This is a genomic window from Blastococcus saxobsidens, from assembly GCF_002938435.1.
GTDB classification, from domain to species: Bacteria; Actinomycetota; Actinomycetes; order Mycobacteriales; family Geodermatophilaceae; genus Blastococcus; species Blastococcus saxobsidens.
Genome location: NZ_POQT01000022.1, coordinates 23,131 through 39,785, shown reverse-complemented (window position 1 = coordinate 39,785; position 16,655 = coordinate 23,131). Strand labels below are relative to the sequence as shown.

Below are 16,655 nucleotides of genomic sequence, written 5' to 3'. Positions count from 1 at the left end.
CGGCCGCAGCGGGTGCAGCCGATCCCCGTGGGCCGGTCGGGGTGCCGGTAGCACGAGGGCGGCGGGGGCGCCGGCTGCTCGCCGGCGCCCCCGCCGTCAGGGCCCGTGCTCAGCTGCGCTGCACCTCGACGGACTCGATGACGACGTCCTGCGCGGGGCGGTCGTTGCGGCCGGTCTGCACCGCGGCGATGCGGTCGACGACGTCGCGGCCCTCCTGGTCGGCGACCTCACCGAAGATGGTGTGCTTGCCGGTCAGCCAGGCCGTCGGGGCGACGGTGATGAAGAACTGCGAGCCGTTGGTGCCCGGGCCGGCGTTGGCCATGGCGAGCAGGTAGGGCTTGGTGAAGGCCAGGTCGGGGTGGATCTCGTCGCCGAACTGATAACCGGGGCCGCCGATGCCCTGACCGAGCGGGTCCCCGCCCTGGATCATGAAGCCGGAGATGATCCGGTGGAAGATCGTGCCGTCGTAGAGCTTGTCGGTGGTCTTCTCACGGGTGGCCGGGTGCGTCCACTCGCGGAGGCCCTCGGCGAGGTCGGCGAAGTTGGCGACCGTCTTCGGCGCGTGGTCGGGGAACAGGTCCACGGTGATGTCGCCGTGGTTGGTGTGCAGGACCGCGCGGCGGGCGGGAGTCGATTCAGTCACGGATCCACTCTCCCACCGACGGCGGGAGCGGGTCGCACGGGGCCGGGGTTTGCCGGCAGCGGCGGATGTTCCACGTGGATCGATGGCGGTCCGAAGACCCAGCCGTGCGTGGCGACGAGAGGGATTGAACGCCTGAGCCACGCCTTGCCCGATCGACCGAGGAGTGGTTCGGCTGTCGGTTCCGACCGGACACCCGTCCCGAGCAGCGCTGTCACCGCTGTCCGGAACTCGTACAGGTAGGCCGACGTGGTGACCCGCCAGCGCCCCTGCTGGACGTCGTACTTCTCGGGGTCGCTCGGGAGGATCCGGTGGTGCATGGACGCGAGGAACCGGCAGCCGGCCGCGTCACCGCGCAGTACGAGGCCGTCTCCGCCGTTCAGGGTCCAGACGTGGGTCTTGTCCGTGGTCGCGCGACCGCCGGGTGAGACGACGATCTTGCCCGTGCCGAGGCAGGCCACCGCTCGTTCGAGAGGCGCCAGGAACGCTTCCACCGCTTGATACGGCGACGCTCCCGGCACGAGGCGTCAGCGTACGAGGGGGAGCGCCATGAGCACGTCGAGCAGCCCCGGGTTGGCATCGGGGTCGATGTCGTCGAACTTGCCCTCGTCGAGGGCCGCGAGGAACTCTTCCCCACTCAGGTCCAAGGCGGTGCGGACGACTCGGTCGAAGGCCGCGGCGGCTTCCTCAGGGGTGAGTTCGCTGACCTCGACAGACGCGCTGCTCTCTGCGATCGACATGGTCACCCCTACGTCCTTCATCCACACGTCCATCCACAACCACGTGTTTACCGGGTGCCACCGACGGAAGCCTTGCGGCCAGCCGTGGCGCATGCGCCGTCACACGTTCGGGGCGGGCCGTTGTCGAGGGACGACAACGTGGTCGATGAGGTGCAAGACCTCACGCGACCGGTGCTGTCAGGCACCTTGATCAGCGACAGCGCGCAGTGCCTCCTGGAGCCGGGCCTTCGCATCGGCGGCGATCGGTTCCAGTGCGGGCCGGCCGGGGACGGTCACCATGAGCTCCGGGTTGAGGGCGGAGACCAGTGTCCGCCCGTCGTCATCGGTGCGGACGACGACGTTGCAGGGCAGCAGCAGCCCGAGGTCCGGCTCGATCTGCAGGCCCTGTCGGGCGAGCGGGGCGTTGCAGGCGCCGAGGATGATCTGCGGGGGGACGTCGACGTCGAGCTTGGCCTTGAGGGTGGCGGCGACGTCGATCTCGGTGAGGATGCCGAAGCCCTGATCGGCCAGGGCCGTGCGGGTGCGTTCCAGAGCCTCGTGGAGCGGGGCGTCGACGTGCACGCTCATGCCGAAGTCGACCAAGGGGTTCTCCTTCTGTAGTGGATGACGTGGTGGATGGGTTGCCCGCGGTGGCGGGCGGTTATCCGCTGGGTGGGTTGATCAGCGCCTGGACCACGACGAGCGCTGCGACGGTGAACACCAGGTAGGCGAACCAGCGGCGCAGCCGCTCGGCCGGCAGCCGGGAGGCCACCCTCGCCGAGGCCAGCGAGCCGACCACCGCGGCCGCGGTGAAGGCCAGCGCGACCCGGTAGTCCAGCGCGGCGTCCCCAGCGTGGGCGGCGAACCCGGCGACGGAGTTGATCACGATGATGACCAGCGAGGTGCCGACAGCGACGGTCATCGGCAGCCCGAGCAGCAGAACCAGCGCGGGGATGATCAGGAAGCCGCCGCCGACGCCGAAGAGGCCGGTGAGGAAGCCGACGACGACACCGGATCCGATGGCCTTGGGCAGGCATCCACGCCAGTTCACCCCGCCGCCGGGAAGGGCGCAGTCCCCGCCGATCGTGAGCTGCTCGCGGAGCATCCGGACCCCAGCGGCGACCATGAGAGCGGCGAACCCGACGAGTACGACCCTCGGGTCGAGCAGTCGGTTGACCGCGGCCCCGGCGAACGCCGCCCCGGCGCCCGCCGTCCCGAACACCCCGGCGATCCGCCACGCCACCTGCCCCTGCCGCAGCCGCGGGAGGACGGCGGTGACCGAGGAGACGCCGACGACGAGCAGGGACGTCGGAACGGCGACGGCCAGCGGGGTACCCACGCCGTAGACCAGCGCGGGGACGGCGAGGATCGACCCGCCCCCGCCGAGCAGCCCGAGCAGGATGCCGATGGTCAGGCCCAGGCCCAGCGCCGCGGCCATCAGTACGTCCGCGTTCGGGCGCAGAGCCGCTTCCTGTGGCCGGTCACGCCGCCCGCCGGCCCTCCGGCAGTTGGTCGATGACCTCGGCGACGCTCCGCTCGCGGGGACCGCGGTTGTGCGGCAGCGCGGCGAGGATCCGGCCCATCGTGCAGGTGTCGGTGAGCGCCGACAGGGTCAGCCCGGCGCCGACGCCACCGGCGACGAGCGTCGCCCTGGGCACGCGCAGGCCTGCCGCTACCCCGGCGACCACCAGCGATCCGGCGACGAGGCGGACCTGACGCTCCAGGGACCACCGCGCGGCGCCGCGGATCACCTCGCCGCCGGCTGCGGCGTAGGCCGGGACGCCGCCGCCGAGCACGTGGAGGTTGGCCGCGCCGACACCGGTGAGGCGCCGCTGGGCTTCGGCCGCCCGCGTCCCCGATTGGCAGACCAGCACGACCTTGCGGTCCAGGCGGGCGGCGAGCTGGGCGGCGTGGTCGCCGAGCAGGTTCAGCGGCACGTTGTAGGAGCCGGCGATGTGCGCCGTCTCGTACTCCGCCGGGCTGCGGACGTCGATGACGGTGACCGCGTCGGGGTCGCGCAGCCAGTCGATCACGGTGGGCGCGTCGATGCGGTCAGGGCTGAGGCTGTGCATGGATATCCTTCTCGGATGGTCCGGCGAGTGCGGGGTGTCGTGGGTCGAATCGCTGGTCAGGCTGAGCCGGCGGGGGCGTCGCCTTCGGCGGGCCGTTCCTCCAGACCCGCCTTGCCGGCGTTGTCGTAGGAGTCGTCGATCAGGACCACCTGCCGGTCTGGGCGGTCCAGGACCGAGGCGGCGATGGAGGCGCGGTAGCCCGAGCCGCAGTAGACCCACAGCTCGCCCTCGGGGACCTCGTCGAGGCGCACGTTCAACTGGTGCAGGGGGATGTGCTGCGACCCGCGGACGTACCCCTGGGCGCGTTCGTCGTTGCGGCGGGCGTCGAGCACCTGCACCGGGCCCTGCTGCAGGGCGGCGGCGAGGCCGGCGAAATCAGTGGTCCGGTAGGAGCGCAGGCCCTGCCCGTCAGCGAGGGCCTCGATGTCGCCGATGGCGGCGCCGGCGAGGTCGTCGACGCCGATGCGGACCAGCTCGCGGCGGGCCTGGGCGACCTGCTCCTCGCTCGCGCCGATCAGCGTCAGGGGTGCGCCGTAGGTGTAGAGCCAGCCGAGGTAGGTGACGAAGTTGGTGCCGAGCTCGAAGTTCAGGCTACGGGGCAGGTGACCGGCGGCGAACGCGGTCCGCTGGCGCAGGTCCACCACCCATTCACCGGCCTCGAGCCGCCGGCGCAGCTCGGCCGGGTCCACCGGCTCGGGCAGCGACAGGTCCACCGGGGCCGGGCCGGAGCGGTTGATGGGACCCATGTGCGCGTAGTAGGCGGGGTAGGCGTCCAGCCCGGCGAGGAGGGTGTCGACGTACTGCTGCTCCTCCATGGTGAGGGCCGGGTTGGCCCGCAACTGCTCCCCGACGGTGGAGGCGGTGCCGCTGGTCGGGGTCGCGGAGCAGAAGCTGCCGAACCCGTGGGTCGGGAACACCTCGGTCTGCGCGGGAAGCTCGCGGGCGATCCGGCGCACGGAGTGGAACTGCGCGTGGGTCAGCTCGTCGGTGGCTGCTGGGCTGACCAGGTCGGTGCGCCCGGTCGAGCCGTAGAGCATCGACCCGCCGGTGAAGACCGCCCGGATGGCCCCTTCGCCGTCGCCTTCGACGTCCTCGAGGACGTAGCTGACGTGGTGGTGGGTGTGGCCCGGGGTGTGCAGCACCCGCAGCCGGACCGCCCCGGCCTCCAGCACGTCCCCGTCGCCGACCGCGTGGTGGTCGAAGAGTGCCTCGCTGCCGGTGGGCAGGACGTAGGTCGCACCGGTGCGCACGGCCAGCTCCAGGCCCCCGGTGACGTAGTCGTTGTGCACGTGGGTCTCGAGCACGTGGGTGAGGCGCAGGCCACGCTGCTCGACGAGGTCGAGGACCCGATCGATGTCACGCTGCGGGTCGACGACGACGGCGACCTGCCCGTCCGTGGCCAGGTAGCTGCGGTCGCCCAGGCTGGACGTCTCGATGGTGTGGATGTGGATCACGGGGTGTGTCTCCTTGAGGTGCGCCCGCGGATCGCGGGCGGGTGTGGCCGGGTGGCGTCGGGTGGCGTTCAGGCGACGGTTCCGGGGCTTCCGTCGGCGGTGCTGGAGGGCAGGCCCTCGCGCGCCCAGCGCTGCATCCCGCCGTCCATCACCGCGGCCCGTCGTCCGGAGGAGGTCAGCAGCTCCGCGGCCTTCGCGGCGCGCCCGCCGCCGCGGCAGACCGTGACGACGGGGCGCTGGGCGTCGAGCTCGTCGATGCGCTGGGGGAGTTGGCCGAGGGGGATGTGCACCGCGCCGTCGATGTGGCCGGCTGCCCATTCGTCGTCCTCGCGGACGTCGAGGATCTGTACTTGGCTGCGGGAGTCCTGCACCGTGCGGGGGTCCATGTCGTGCTCCTTGCTGTCGGGGTGCGCGGTAGGTGCTTCCGGGTCACCGGACCGCCGGTGACCGGTGATCACTGCTGGTCCAGCCAGTCCTGCATCAGCGAGATCTCGTCGGTCTGGACGCGGACCATCTCCGCGGCCATCGCGGCGATCTGCTGGTCGCTGCCGGCCTGCTGGACCATCTGGGCCATGTGCACGCCCATCCGGTGGTGCGGGATCATGGCTTCCAGGAAGGCGCGGTCGAACTGGTCGTCCGGCACCTCGGTCAGGTCCGTCTCCGAGCCCATCCCGGCCATCCCCGAGCCCATCCCAGCGGCCATGCCGCCGGCTGGGGCGTCCGGGTCGGTGCCCAGCCGCGTAGCCGCGGCGCGCAGCTGGGCGATCTCCGCGGTCTGGGTGCGCTCGATGTCCCGGGCCAGCTGCCGGACCTCGGGGCGCTGCGCCCGCTCCTCGGCCAGCCGGGCCATCTGCACCGCCGACTCGTGGTGCACCGCCATCTGCACCGCGAACATCGCATCCGCCGAGCGGGCCATCCCCGGCATCGCCGAACCCATGCCGGATCCGGTGGACGGCCGGGAGACCGCCCCGGCGCCCGGCAGCAGCTGGGCGCCGGTCGCCACACCACCGCCGAGCAGCAGCAACGCCGCCGTGCCCGCCACCAGTCGTCCTCGTGTCGTCCGCATCGGAGTTTTCCTTTCCTCGTCGTCTCACAACCATACAACTGTGCAGTTGTAAGTAAGATAGGGGTGTGTCCATTCCCAGCCCGCTGCCCGACCCACTGGTGGAGTTGGTCGCCCAGCGTTTCCGCGTGCTGAGCGAACCGGCCCGCATCAAGCTGCTCGACGCGCTGCGCGCCGGGCCGGCCAGCGTCGGCGAACTGGCCACCCGTGCCGACCTGAGCCAGCAGAACGCTTCCAAGCACCTCGGCGTGCTGCACAGCGCCGGGCTGCTCGAACGCGCCCGCACGGGGAACACCGCTCAGTACGCCATCGCCGATCCCAGCGTCTTCACGCTCTGCGAGCTGGTCTGCGACGCCCTGCGGGATCGGTACAGCGCCTTGCAGGCCGTCCTCCCACCGCCACAGGCGCCAGCCAGCCGCTGAGGGGAACCGTCGATCGACCTCACCGCCCCAGGCTCCGCCGGCATCGGGCCTCCACCACCCCCATGGCGAAGGGGGAGCACATGCCGCCTGGTCCCTAGCTCCGCCGCCCAGGCCGGTCTCGGCGGCCATGACACCGGACCGCTACGCCGACCTGGACGACGGCGACCTGGACGAGGTGGCCGACCGGCTGGACGCGCTGCGGGCCGCATCCCGCGGACGAGTTGCGAACTCTCTACGGACTGAGACCCCGTAGGAGGGCTCCCCGGAGCCCCCGACGGAGGTGCATCCGCGGGTCAGCGGAGTGGAGACGAGGGGAATCGAACCCCTAACCCCCGCCTTGCAAAGGCGGTGCTCTGCCAATTGAGCTACGTCCCCGGGATGACCCTTGCGGGCCGGGAGATCAGCGGGCCGGTCGGCTGACGGCGTCCGGTCCGCTGGTCGCCTCGTGCCAGAGGTCCGCCTCACCCTTGCCGGCGGAGCGCTTGCGGACGGCGGCCAGGGCACCGGCCGCAACTGCGGCGAGCGCCAGCTTCTTCAGCACGCGGAGAACCTCCTCGAGCAGATTCGCTCGCCGCGGAGACGACGACCGGCGAGTCGCGGAACCGCCTGGCTCCGGCACACGGGTGGGCCTGGGAGGACTTGAACCTCCGGCCTCATCCTTATCAGGGATGCGCTCTAACCGCCTGAGCTACAGGCCCGTGAACCTCGAAAAGCGTACCTGACCCCCGGACCGGTCCCGGCAGGGGGTCCCGGCGGCGGGGTGGGCAGCGGAGGCGGGCCGCCGGCGACCACCACGTCAGGGAAGTCGCGCTCCGGGAGCGCCGTCGGGCAACAGGTTCCCCGGAGTTGCTGGGGCACGGCTGGGATCCGGCCGGCACGATCCCTCATGCGGAGAAGAAGGTGCTCGGAGGCGCCGTAGGACGCCGGTTTCCGCGCACGTGGAGCCCGCCTCGACCGCAGGAGCGGCACCACGGCTGCGGGGCGCGCTGCCCGGCGACCGGACGGCAGTCACCGGCGGATCCGAGCGCTTCGACCCGGGCACCGCGGCCAGGCCTGCCGGGCACGATGACGAGGACCGAGGGGCCCCCGCCGGTGTGCCGGATCCGCTCGGCCGGATCGGCATCCGACGCGTGCGGTCGCGATGCAGATGGCGACCGCGGCGGGTCAGTCCCGCTCGGAGAGGGTGAGCTCGAGCCCGCCGACCAGATCGGAGCAGAGGTTGTACATGAACGTGCCCACGGTGCAGAGCGCCGTCAGCAGGACCACGTTGATGGCCCCGATGATCGCCGCGCCCCAGAAGAAGATGCCCGGCGTGACGACCTCGCTGCCGCCCGACTCCGACGTGGTGCCGAACTGGCCGACCAGGCCGTTGATGGTGTCGAAGACCCCGAGGCCGTTGAGCACCAGGTACATCACGCCGACGGCGACCATCCAGATGAAGAACAGCGAGATGGAGAGGACCAGCGAGATCTTCAGTGCCGACCAGGTGTCGATGTGCCGCAGCTGCAGCCGGGCCCGGCGCGGACCGCGGCCGACCTGCTTGGCGCCGGCCCGGCTCGCTGCCCCCGCGGGGACCGAGGTGGCGTCGGTGGCAGAGCCGGCACCCGTGGCCGGGCCAGCACCCGTGGCCGGGCCGGACTGCGCGGGGGCCGGCGGCGCGGCCGGGACGGGACCGGTCGGGGCGGGACCGGTCGGGGCGTCCACCAGCGGCTGGGGGACCAGGGGCACCGAGCCGGTGCCCGGCGCCTGCGCCCGCTGGGCGCCGGTGGCGGGGATGGACTGCGTGGTCGAGGAGTTCGGCCCCGCGCCGGGCGCACCCGACGCGTCCGGACCGTCCCCGGCCCGGGAGTCGGTGCGCACCGAACTCTGCGTCCGGTCGCTCATGCCAGTCTCCCGTTCCGCAGCGGCCAGGCCGCTCCCTCAGTGCCGGTCCTGCGGCGACCGGGGCCGCCGCAGGACGCAGACGCTTTCGTGACTACCCGCTCACCCTAGGCCGCTGGCTCGTCGTTGTCCGTCGTACGGGCGATCGCCACGATCGACACGTCCTCAGGCAAGTTCATGAGCTTGACACCCATGGTGGCGCGGTCCTTGTTGTGCCGCACGCCGTTGACCGGCGTCCGGATGACACCGCCGCCGGAGGTGATGGCGTACAGCTCGTCGCCCAGCGTCACCGCGAGCGCGCCCACCAGAGCACCCTTGCGCGCCTTGGGGTCGGCGGTGAGCACGCCCTTGCCGCCGCGTCCCTGGTTCGGGTAGTTCTCGATGCCCGTGCGCTTGGCGAACCCGCGCTCGGTGGCCACGAGCACGTCGACGCCCTCCTCGACCACCATCATCGACAGCAGCCGGTCGTCGGAGCTCAGCGCGATGCCGCGCACTCCCTCGGTGGCCCGGCCCATCGGCCGCAGCGCGGCGTCGTCGGCCTTGAACCGGATCGACATCGCCTTGCGGGTGACCAGCAGCAGGTCCTGCTCGGGGTCGATCAGCGCGGCGCCCACCAGCTCGTCGCCGTCCCGCAGGTTGATGGCGATGACGCCACCGGTGCGGGGGGAGTCGAAGTCGGTGAGCCGGGTCTTCTTCACCTGGCCCTTGGCGGTCGCCAGGACCAGATAGGGGGCGACCGTGTAGTCCTTGATCTGCATGACCTGGGCGATCTTCTCGTCGCCCTGGAAGGCCAGGATGTTGGCCACGTGCGCGCCGCGCGCCGTGCGGTTGGCCTCGGGCAGCTCGTAGGCCTTCGCGCGGTAGACCCGGCCCTTGTTCGTGAAGAACAGGATCCAGTCGTGGGTGGAGCCCACGAAGAAGTGGTCGACGATGTCGTCCTGCTTCAGCGCGGCGCCCATCACGCCCTTGCCGCCGCGGCGCTGGGAGCGGTAGAGGTCGCTCTTCGTCCGCTTGGCGTACCCGGTGCGGGTGATGGTGACGACGACCTCCTCCTCCGCGATGAGGTCCTCCATCGACACGTCGCCATCGTTCGCGACGAACTGCGTGCGGCGGTCGTCGCCGTACTTCTCGACGATCTCGGCGAGCTCGTCCTTGATGATCTGCCGCTGCCGCTCCGGCGAGGCGAGGATCGCCTGCAGGTCGGCGATGCGGGCCTCGATCTCGGCCAGCTCGTCCATGATCCGCTGGCGCTCCAGCGCGGCCAGACGGCGCAGCTGCAGGTCCAGGATCGAGATCGCCTGGATCTCGTCGACGTCGAGCAGCTCCATCAGCCCGGCGCGGGCCTCGTCGGCCGAGGGGCTGCTGCGGATGAGGGCGATGACGGCGTCGAGCTGGTCGAGGGCCTTGGCCCAGCCGCGCAGGATGTGCGCGCGCTCCTCGGCCTTGCGCAGGCGGTAGCGCGTACGCCGCTGGATGACGTCGATCTGGTGGTTCACGTACTCGCGCACCAGCTCGTCCAGCCGCAGCGTCCGCGGGACGCCGTCGACGATGGAGAGCATGTTGCACCCGAACGTCGTCTGCAGCTGGGTGTGCTTGTAGAGGTTGTTCAGCACGACCTTGGCGACGGCGTCACGGCGCAGCGTGAAGACCAGCCGGCGGCCGACGCGGTCGCTGGACTCGTCGGCGATCTCGCTGATGCCCTGGATCCGGCCTTCCTTGATCGACTCGGCGATCGACTCGGCCAGGTTGTCGGGGTTCACCTGGTAGGGCAGCTCGGTGCAGACCAGCTGCACCCGGCCGCGGGCGTCCTCCTCGACGGTGACGACGGCGCGCATGCGCACCGAGCCGCGGCCCGTCCGGTAGGCGTCCTCGATGCCCTCGCGGCCGACGATCAGGCCGTGGGTCGGGAAGTCCGGGCCCTTGACCCGCTCCATGCAGGCCGTCAGGGCTTCCTCGGGCTCCGCGGCGGGGTGGTCGAGCGTCCAGAAGACGGCGTCGGCGACCTCGCGCAGGTTGTGCGGCGGCATGTTCGTGGCCATGCCGACGGCGATGCCGGCGGACCCGTTGATGAGCAGGTTCGGGATGCGCCCCGGCAGGACCAGCGGCTCCTGGTTCTTGCCGTCGTAGTTCGGCTGGAAGTCGACGGTCTCCTCGTCGATGTCCCGGAGCATCTCCATGGCCAGCGGCGTGAGCCGGGCCTCGGTGTACCGCATGGCCGCGGCCGGGTCGTTGCCCGGGGAGCCGAAGTTGCCCTGCCCGTCGATGAGCGGGTATCGCATGGCCCAGGGCTGGGCGAGCCGCACGAGGGCGTCGTAGATCGAGGTGTCGCCGTGCGGGTGGTAGTTACCCATCACCTCACCGACGACGCGGGCGCACTTGACGTAGCTGCGATCGGGGCGGAAGCCCTGGTCGTACATCGCGTACAGCACGCGGCGGTGCACCGGCTTGAGGCCGTCACGGACCTCGGGCAGCGCCCGGCCGACGATGACCGACATCGCGTAGTCGATGTAGCTGCGCTGCATCTCCTGCTGGAGGTCGACCGGTTCGACGCGGTCGCGGGCTGAGGTCTCCGTCACGGTTTCACAGTCTCCACAGGTCGGTGCACAGAGGTGGACAAAGTCGCTGGTCAACCGGGGCGTCGGGCGCCGGCCGGGGGGAGTTCACCGGCCGGCTGCCCGACGGCGCCGGGTCAGACGTCGAGGAAGCGGACGTCGCGCGCGTTGCGGGTGATGAAGCTGCGGCGGGCCTCGACGTCCTCGCCCATGAGGACGCTGAACAGCTCGTCGGCGGTGGCGGCGTCCTCGAGGGTGACCTGCAGCAGGATCCGCGTCTCCGGGTCCATCGTGGTCTCCCACAGCTCCTTGGCGTTCATCTCGCCGAGGCCCTTGAACCGCTGGATGGCGTCGTCCTTGACCTTCCGGCCGGACTCGGCGGCCGCCTTGAGCACGGCGTCCTTCTCACGGTCGGTGTAGACGTAGTCGTCGGCGTGCTTGCCGCCCCACTTGATCTTGTACAGCGGGGGCTGGGCGAGGTAGACGTGGCCGGCCTCGACCAGCGGCCGCATGAAGCGGAACAGCAGGGTCAGCAGCAGGGTGCGGATGTGCTGGCCGTCGACGTCGGCGTCCGCCATCAGGATGATCTTGTGGTAGCGGAGCTTCGACAGGTCGAACTCGTCGTGGATGCCGGTGCCGAACGCGGTGATCATCGACTGGACCTCGTTGTTCTTGAGGACCCGGTCGATGCGCGCCTTCTCGACGTTGATGATCTTCCCGCGGATCGGCAGGATCGCCTGGAACATCGAGTCGCGGCCGGACTTCGCCGAACCGCCGGCCGAGTCGCCCTCGACGATGTAGATCTCCGAGGCGCGCGGGTCGGTGGAGCGGCAGTCGGCGAGCTTGCCCGGCAGCGAGTTGTTGCTGAGCAGGCTCTTGCGGGCCAGCTTCCGGGCGTCCTGCGCGGCACGCCGGGCGCGGGCTGCCGAGGCCGCCTTGTTGATGATCATCTTGGCTTCGGTGGGGTTGGCCTCGAACCAGTGCCCGATCTGCTCGTTGCAGACCTTCTGCACGAACCCCTTCACCTCGGTGTTGCCGAGTTTGGTCTTCGTCTGCCCCTCGAACTGCGGGTCACCGAGCTTCACCGAGACGATCGCGGCGAGGCCCTCCCGGATGTCCTCGCCGGTGAGCTTCTCGTCCTTGCCCTTGAAGAGCTTCTTCTCCTCGGCGTACCGGTTGACGATGGAGGTCAGTGCCGCACGGAAACCTTCCTCGTGCGTACCGCCCTCGTGGGTGTTGATGATGTTGGCGAAGGTGTAGACCGACTCGGAGTAGGCCTCGGACCACTGCATGGCGACGTCGATCGACATGGCCATGTCGTTCTTGCCGGTGCCCTCGGCGGCGAAGCTGATGACCGACTTGTGGATCGGCGACTTCTTCGCGTTGATGTGGCCGACGTAGTCGATGAGGCCCGCGTCGTACTTGTAGGTGATCTCGGTGGGCTCGAAGGCCTCGTCCTCGGAACCGGCCGGCGGCGCGGCCTCGGCGAGGGTGACCTCGTCGGACAGACCGGACTCGGCCTTGCTGTGGCCCGGGCGCTCGTCGCGCAGCGTGATGGTCAGGCCCTTGTTCAGGAAGGCCATCTCCTGCAGGCGCCGGTTGATCGTGTCGAACGAGTAGCGCGTGGTCTCGAAGATGCCCCCGTCGGCCCAGAAGGTGATGGCCGTCCCGCGCTTCTTCGTGGGGCCGACCTCCTCCAGCGGACCGGGCTTGGCGTAGGCGTAGCTCTGCGTCCACTCGGTCCCGTCGCGCCAGACCTGGACGTCGAGCCGCGTGGACAGGGCGTTGACGACGGTGACACCGACGCCGTGCAGACCGCCGGAGACCCCGTAGCTCTTGCCGTCGAACTTCCCGCCCGCGTGCAGGACGGTCATGATCACCTCGACGGTGGGCCGCTTCTCGACCGGGTGCATGTCGACCGGGATGCCACGGCCGTTGTCCTCGACCCGGACACCGCCGTCGGCCAGCAGCGTGACGTGCACGCGGTCGGCGTGGCCGGCCAGCGCCTCGTCGACGGAGTTGTCGACGACCTCCCACACCATGTGGTGCAGGCCGCGCTCGCCCGTCGATCCGATGTACATACCCGGGCGCTTGCGGACCGCCTCGAGTCCCTCGAGGACGGTGATGGAGCTGCCGGAGTAGGCGTTCTCGGTCAGGGGTGCTGCGACCACGTGGGGCCTTCCTCTCGAGCAACCGGGACCTCACGCCCCCGACCCGGGACAGGGGGCGGAACGGCGCAGAAGGGCACTGAGCCGGTTGCTGACGGTTTTCAGCGACCACGATACCGCGACGTACGACAGGAATGACGCCGTCCACGCCCTGAGGTCGTGTCTGCGCCACTCGCGGCACCTCCCGCACCATGGGAGTTGGCTCCCTGTGTGCCACGCCGTTGCCGGGCCCGTGGAGGGCTCGGGGCGACGGCACCGGTGGACGCGGCCGCGCAGACTCGGGTCATGGTCCAGCCGGAGGCAGCCCCGCACGTCCCGTCCACCGGTGCCCCGCTCACCTGCCTGGTCACCGGCGCGACGGGGTACGTCGGTGGCCGGCTGGTGCCGGAACTGCTGGCCGCCGGCCACCGGGTCCGCGTGCTGAGCCGCTCCCCGGAGCGGCTGCGCGACCACCCCTGGGCGGGGGACGTCGAGGTGGTCCGCGCCGACGCCGGCGACCCGGTCGCGGTCGCGGAGGCCTGCCGGGGTGTCGACGTCGTCTACTACCTGATCCACGCCCTGGGCGGCGGGCCGTCGTTCGGCGGGGCCGACCGGCGCACCGCACGGGTGATGGCGGACGCGGCCCGCCGCGCCGGCGTCCGGCGGCTGGTCCACCTCGGCGCGCTGGCGCCGGAGGACGAGGAACTGTCCCCGCACCTGCGCTCGCGCGCCGAGGTCGCCGAGATCCTGCTGGGCTCGGGCGTGCCGACCGTGGTGCTGCGGGCCGCCGTCGTGCTCGGCTCGGGGTCGGCGTCCTTCGAGATGCTGCGCTACCTCACCGAGCGGCTGCCGGTCATGGTCACGCCGCGCTGGGTGCACAGCCGGATCCAGCCGATCGCCATCCGCGACGTGCTGCGCTACCTGGTGGCGTGTGCCCAGCTGCCCGCCGCGGTGCACCGGTGCTTCGACATCGGCGGCCCGGACGTCATGGACTACGCGGAGATGATGCAGCGGTACGCGCACGTCGCCGAGCTGCCGCGTCGCCGGATCGTGCCGGTGCCGCTGTTCAGCCCGTCCCTGTCCAGCCACTGGGTCGGCCTCATCACGCCGGTGCCGGCCGGCATCGCGCGGCCCCTGGTGGAGTCGCTGCGCAACACCGTCGTCTGCGCCGAGCACGACATCGCCCGGTACGTGCCGGACCCGCCCGGTGGGCTGCTCGGGTTCGACGACGCCGTCCGGCTGGCCGTCCAGCGCGTCCGCGACTCCGCCGTCACCACCCGGTGGGCGTCGGCGTCCGTGCCCGGGGCACCGTCGGACCCGCTGCCCACCGATCCGGACTGGGCCGGCGGCACCCTCTACGTCGACGACCGGGTGCTCGCCAGCACCGCCTCGCCCGACGCGCTGTGGCGCGTGGTGGAGGGCATCGGCGGGGAACGCGGCTGGTACTCCTGGCCGCTGGCCTGGCGGGTGCGGGGCGGGCTGGACCGCATGGTCGGCGGGGTCGGCCTGCGCCGCGGGCGCCGCGATCCCGATCGGCTCTACGTGGGTGACGCGCTGGACTTCTGGCGGGTCGAGGAGCGGGAGGCCGGCCGCCTCCTGCGGTTGCGCGCGGAGATGCGGGTGCCGGGCCTGGCGTGGCTGGAGTTCCACGTGGAACACGACGGCGCCGCACCCGGCGGGCGGGGCGGCAGCGTGCTCCGGCAACGGGCCACCTTCGCCCCTCGCGGCCTGTCCGGTCACGCCTACTGGTGGGCCGTGGCCGCGTTCCACGGGTTCGTCTTCGGCGGCATGATCCGCGGCCTCGTCCGCGCCGCCGAGGAGCGGAGGCCGGCCCCGCCCCGAGCCCGGTGACGTGCTGGAACGGCCCCCTTGCAGGGGCCAGCCGCGAGCCTGCGAGCGGTGGGGGGCAAGGGGGTCCTCTTTCAGACCAGCAGCTGGGCGGTCGCCAGCTCCCGGTAGAGCCCGCTGGTCTCGACGAGCTCGTCGTGCGTGCCACGGCCGACCACCCGGCCCGCGTCGAGCACCACGATCTGGTCGCTGTCGCGGACCGTGGACAGCCGGTGCGCCACGACGAGGAGCGCCCGGTCGGCCGAGGCCGCCGCCAGGGTGTCGCGGAGCAGGCCCTCGTTGCGGGCGTCCAGGCTGGCGGTGGGCTCGTCGAGCAGCAGCAGCGACGGGCGGGCGAGCAGCGAGCGGGCGATGGCCAGCCGCTGCCGTTCACCCCCGGACAGCAGCACCCCCTCGTCGCCGACCGGCACGTCCAGCCCCCGGGCCGAGCGCTGGACGACGCCGGTCAGGCCGACGTCGGCCAGCACGGCCCACAGCTCGTCGTCCGTGCTCCCCGGCGCGGCGAGCAGCAGGTTCTCCCGCACCGATCCCGCGAGGACCGGCGCCTCCTGCTCGACGTAGCCCAGCCGGGCCCGCAGCGCCGCCCGTGGCAGGTCGCGGACGTCGGTGCCGGCCCACCGGATGCACCCGCCGGACAGCGGGTAGAAGCCCTCGACCAGCGCGAGGACCGTCGACTTGCCCGCGCCCGAGGGCCCCACCAGCGCCACCCGCGCACCGGGCGGCACGGTCATGGACACCCCACGCAGGACCTCCGTGCCGTCCGGGTAGGCGAAGGAGACGTCCTCGAGCGACAGCAGCGGGGTGGGGTCCCCGGCCGCCGGGACCCGGGGGACGTCGCGGACGACGGCACCACCGCGCTGGGGACGGTCGTCGGCCTCCGGCGCCAGGTCCAGGATCTCGCGCAGCCGGGCGAGCGCGCCCAGGCCCGTCTGCAGCTGCGTCCACGCGCCGATGGCCTGCCCCAGGGGCATGACCAGCAGGAACAGGTAGAGGATGAACGCCACGAGATCGGCGACGGCGATCGAGCCGGTGGCCACCCGGTAACCGCCCAGCCCCAGGACCGCGAGGAACGCGCCCTGCACCGCCACCTGGCCGGCCGGCGCCACGAGCGCCTGCAGCCGGGCCACCCGGACCCCGGCGGCGTGCGCCTCCCCGGCGGCCTCGCCCACGACGCCGACCTCGCGGGCGGTGGCACCGCCGGCCCGGATGGTGCGCACCGCCGACAGCGCCCGTTCGACTGTCGCGGTCATCGCGCCCACCGCCGCCTGCGCCTCCTGCGAGGCCCGGCGCACCCCGCGGGACACCGTCAGCACCACCGCCAGCCCCAGCCCGACGGCGCCGACGGTGACCAGCAGCAGCCGGCCGTCCACCAGGGCCATCGCCACGAGGGCACCGACCGCGACCACCGTCGAGCCGGCCACCTCGACGACCCCCGAGGTGACCGTGGCCCGCAGCAGCGTGGTGTCCGCCCCGATGCGGGAGATCAGATCCCCGATCCGGCGCCGGTCGTACTCCGCGATCTCCAGCCGCAGGAGGCGGTCGGCCACGGTGCGGCGGGTGGTGAGCACGACCCCCTCGGCGGTCCGCTGCAGGAGGAACTGCTGCAGCGCGCCCAGCGCGGCCGACGCCAGGAGCACGACCACCAGCGCGCTCACCACCGGCAGCAGCGGGTTCCCGGAGCTCACCGCCCGGATCGTCGCCGCCACCAGCGCGGGCTGGGCGAGGGCCGCGGCCGCCGCGACCAGCGACAGGCCCGCGGCGACCAGCAGGGGTCGCCGGTGCGGGCGCAGCAGCGGCAGCAGGTCGCGCACCCCTGCGGCCGGCGCCGGGACGAGGCCCTCGGGGTCCACCTGCGGC

16 protein-coding genes and 2 tRNA genes are annotated in these 16,655 nt (G+C 72.1%); 2 read left to right on the top strand and 16 right to left on the bottom strand.

Annotated features, from left to right (window positions below; genetic code table 11):
• Positions 1 to 109: 109 nt before the first annotated feature.
• The 9 genes from C5507_RS13885 to C5507_RS13845 all read right to left on the bottom strand — a co-directional run bounded on the left by C5507_RS13885 (position 110) and on the right by C5507_RS13845 (position 5,951).
• Positions 110 to 643 (bottom strand): peptidylprolyl isomerase, encoded by a 534-nt coding sequence (locus tag C5507_RS13885; RefSeq protein WP_104529110.1) that lies wholly within the window; start codon positions 641 to 643, stop codon positions 110 to 112.
• Positions 640 to 1,161, bottom strand: coding sequence for a hypothetical protein (locus C5507_RS13880; protein ID WP_130504292.1), 522 nt, complete (start codon positions 1,159 to 1,161; stop codon positions 640 to 642). Before C5507_RS13880 ends, C5507_RS13885 begins: the two co-directional genes overlap by 4 nt.
• A 6-nt stretch (positions 1,162 to 1,167) precedes the next feature.
• Positions 1,168 to 1,380, bottom strand: coding sequence for a hypothetical protein (locus C5507_RS13875; RefSeq protein ID WP_104529147.1), 213 nt, complete (start codon positions 1,378 to 1,380; stop codon positions 1,168 to 1,170).
• Between the two features lie 177 nt (positions 1,381 to 1,557).
• A complete protein-coding gene (locus tag C5507_RS13870) occupies positions 1,558 to 1,962 on the bottom strand; it encodes a DUF302 domain-containing protein (RefSeq protein WP_207225881.1) in 405 nt (134 codons plus the stop codon).
• Between the two features lie 58 nt (positions 1,963 to 2,020).
• The gene (locus C5507_RS13865; RefSeq protein WP_104529108.1) at positions 2,021 to 2,797 is read right to left on the bottom strand and encodes a sulfite exporter TauE/SafE family protein; all 777 of its coding nucleotides are present in this window, start codon (positions 2,795 to 2,797) and stop codon (positions 2,021 to 2,023) included.
• A 43-nt stretch (positions 2,798 to 2,840) separates the two neighbouring features.
• Entirely contained in the window at positions 2,841 to 3,431 is a 591-nt protein-coding gene (locus tag C5507_RS13860; RefSeq protein WP_104529107.1) for a rhodanese-like domain-containing protein, read from the bottom strand.
• Positions 3,432 to 3,487: 56 nt separating this feature from the next.
• Complete coding sequence (locus C5507_RS13855; RefSeq protein WP_207225880.1) at positions 3,488 to 4,885, bottom strand: MBL fold metallo-hydrolase; 1,398 nt, start codon at positions 4,883 to 4,885, stop codon at positions 3,488 to 3,490.
• A 68-nt stretch (positions 4,886 to 4,953) separates the two neighbouring features.
• Positions 4,954 to 5,271: a rhodanese-like domain-containing protein gene (locus tag C5507_RS13850; RefSeq protein WP_104529144.1), complete on the bottom strand. Its 318-nt coding sequence runs from the start codon at positions 5,269 to 5,271 to the stop codon at positions 4,954 to 4,956.
• 68 nt (positions 5,272 to 5,339) lie between these two features.
• Positions 5,340 to 5,951, bottom strand: coding sequence for a DUF305 domain-containing protein (locus C5507_RS13845; protein WP_104529106.1), 612 nt, complete (start codon positions 5,949 to 5,951; stop codon positions 5,340 to 5,342).
• Between the two features lie 65 nt (positions 5,952 to 6,016).
• On the opposite strand from C5507_RS13845, the gene C5507_RS13840 reads away from it, so the two are divergent.
• Entirely contained in the window at positions 6,017 to 6,370 is a 354-nt protein-coding gene (locus C5507_RS13840; protein ID WP_104529105.1) for an ArsR/SmtB family transcription factor, read from the top strand.
• Between the two features lie 302 nt (positions 6,371 to 6,672).
• Here the strand turns inward: C5507_RS13840 and C5507_RS13835 are convergent.
• From C5507_RS13835 to gyrB, 6 genes are all read right to left on the bottom strand, one after another.
• Positions 6,673 to 6,745: transfer RNA gene (locus C5507_RS13835), tRNA-Ala, on the bottom strand.
• A 25-nt stretch (positions 6,746 to 6,770) separates the two neighbouring features.
• On the bottom strand, positions 6,771 to 6,911 hold the full coding sequence (locus tag C5507_RS22700) for a DLW-39 family protein (protein ID WP_165400475.1): 141 nt from the start codon (positions 6,909 to 6,911) through the stop codon (positions 6,771 to 6,773).
• An 83-nt stretch (positions 6,912 to 6,994) separates the two neighbouring features.
• Positions 6,995 to 7,068 (bottom strand) — tRNA-Ile (locus tag C5507_RS13830).
• Between the two features lie 466 nt (positions 7,069 to 7,534).
• The gene (locus C5507_RS13825; RefSeq protein WP_104529104.1) at positions 7,535 to 8,254 is read right to left on the bottom strand and encodes a DUF3566 domain-containing protein; all 720 of its coding nucleotides are present in this window, start codon (positions 8,252 to 8,254) and stop codon (positions 7,535 to 7,537) included.
• Positions 8,255 to 8,358: 104 nt separating this feature from the next.
• Positions 8,359 to 10,827, bottom strand: coding sequence for a DNA gyrase subunit A (gene gyrA / locus C5507_RS13820; RefSeq protein WP_104529103.1), 2,469 nt, complete (start codon positions 10,825 to 10,827; stop codon positions 8,359 to 8,361).
• A gap of 113 nt (positions 10,828 to 10,940) precedes the next feature.
• Complete coding sequence (gene gyrB / locus C5507_RS13815) at positions 10,941 to 12,974, bottom strand: DNA topoisomerase (ATP-hydrolyzing) subunit B (RefSeq protein ID WP_104529102.1); 2,034 nt, start codon at positions 12,972 to 12,974, stop codon at positions 10,941 to 10,943.
• A 282-nt stretch (positions 12,975 to 13,256) separates the two neighbouring features.
• On the opposite strand from gyrB, the gene C5507_RS13810 reads away from it, so the two are divergent.
• On the top strand, positions 13,257 to 14,801 hold the full coding sequence (locus tag C5507_RS13810) for an SDR family oxidoreductase (protein ID WP_104529143.1): 1,545 nt from the start codon (positions 13,257 to 13,259) through the stop codon (positions 14,799 to 14,801).
• A 71-nt stretch (positions 14,802 to 14,872) separates the two neighbouring features.
• On the opposite strand, the gene C5507_RS13805 is transcribed toward C5507_RS13810, so the two are convergent.
• Complete coding sequence (locus C5507_RS13805; RefSeq protein WP_207225879.1) at positions 14,873 to 16,648, bottom strand: ABC transporter ATP-binding protein; 1,776 nt, start codon at positions 16,646 to 16,648, stop codon at positions 14,873 to 14,875.
• Between the last annotated feature and the right edge of the window lie 7 nt (positions 16,649 to 16,655).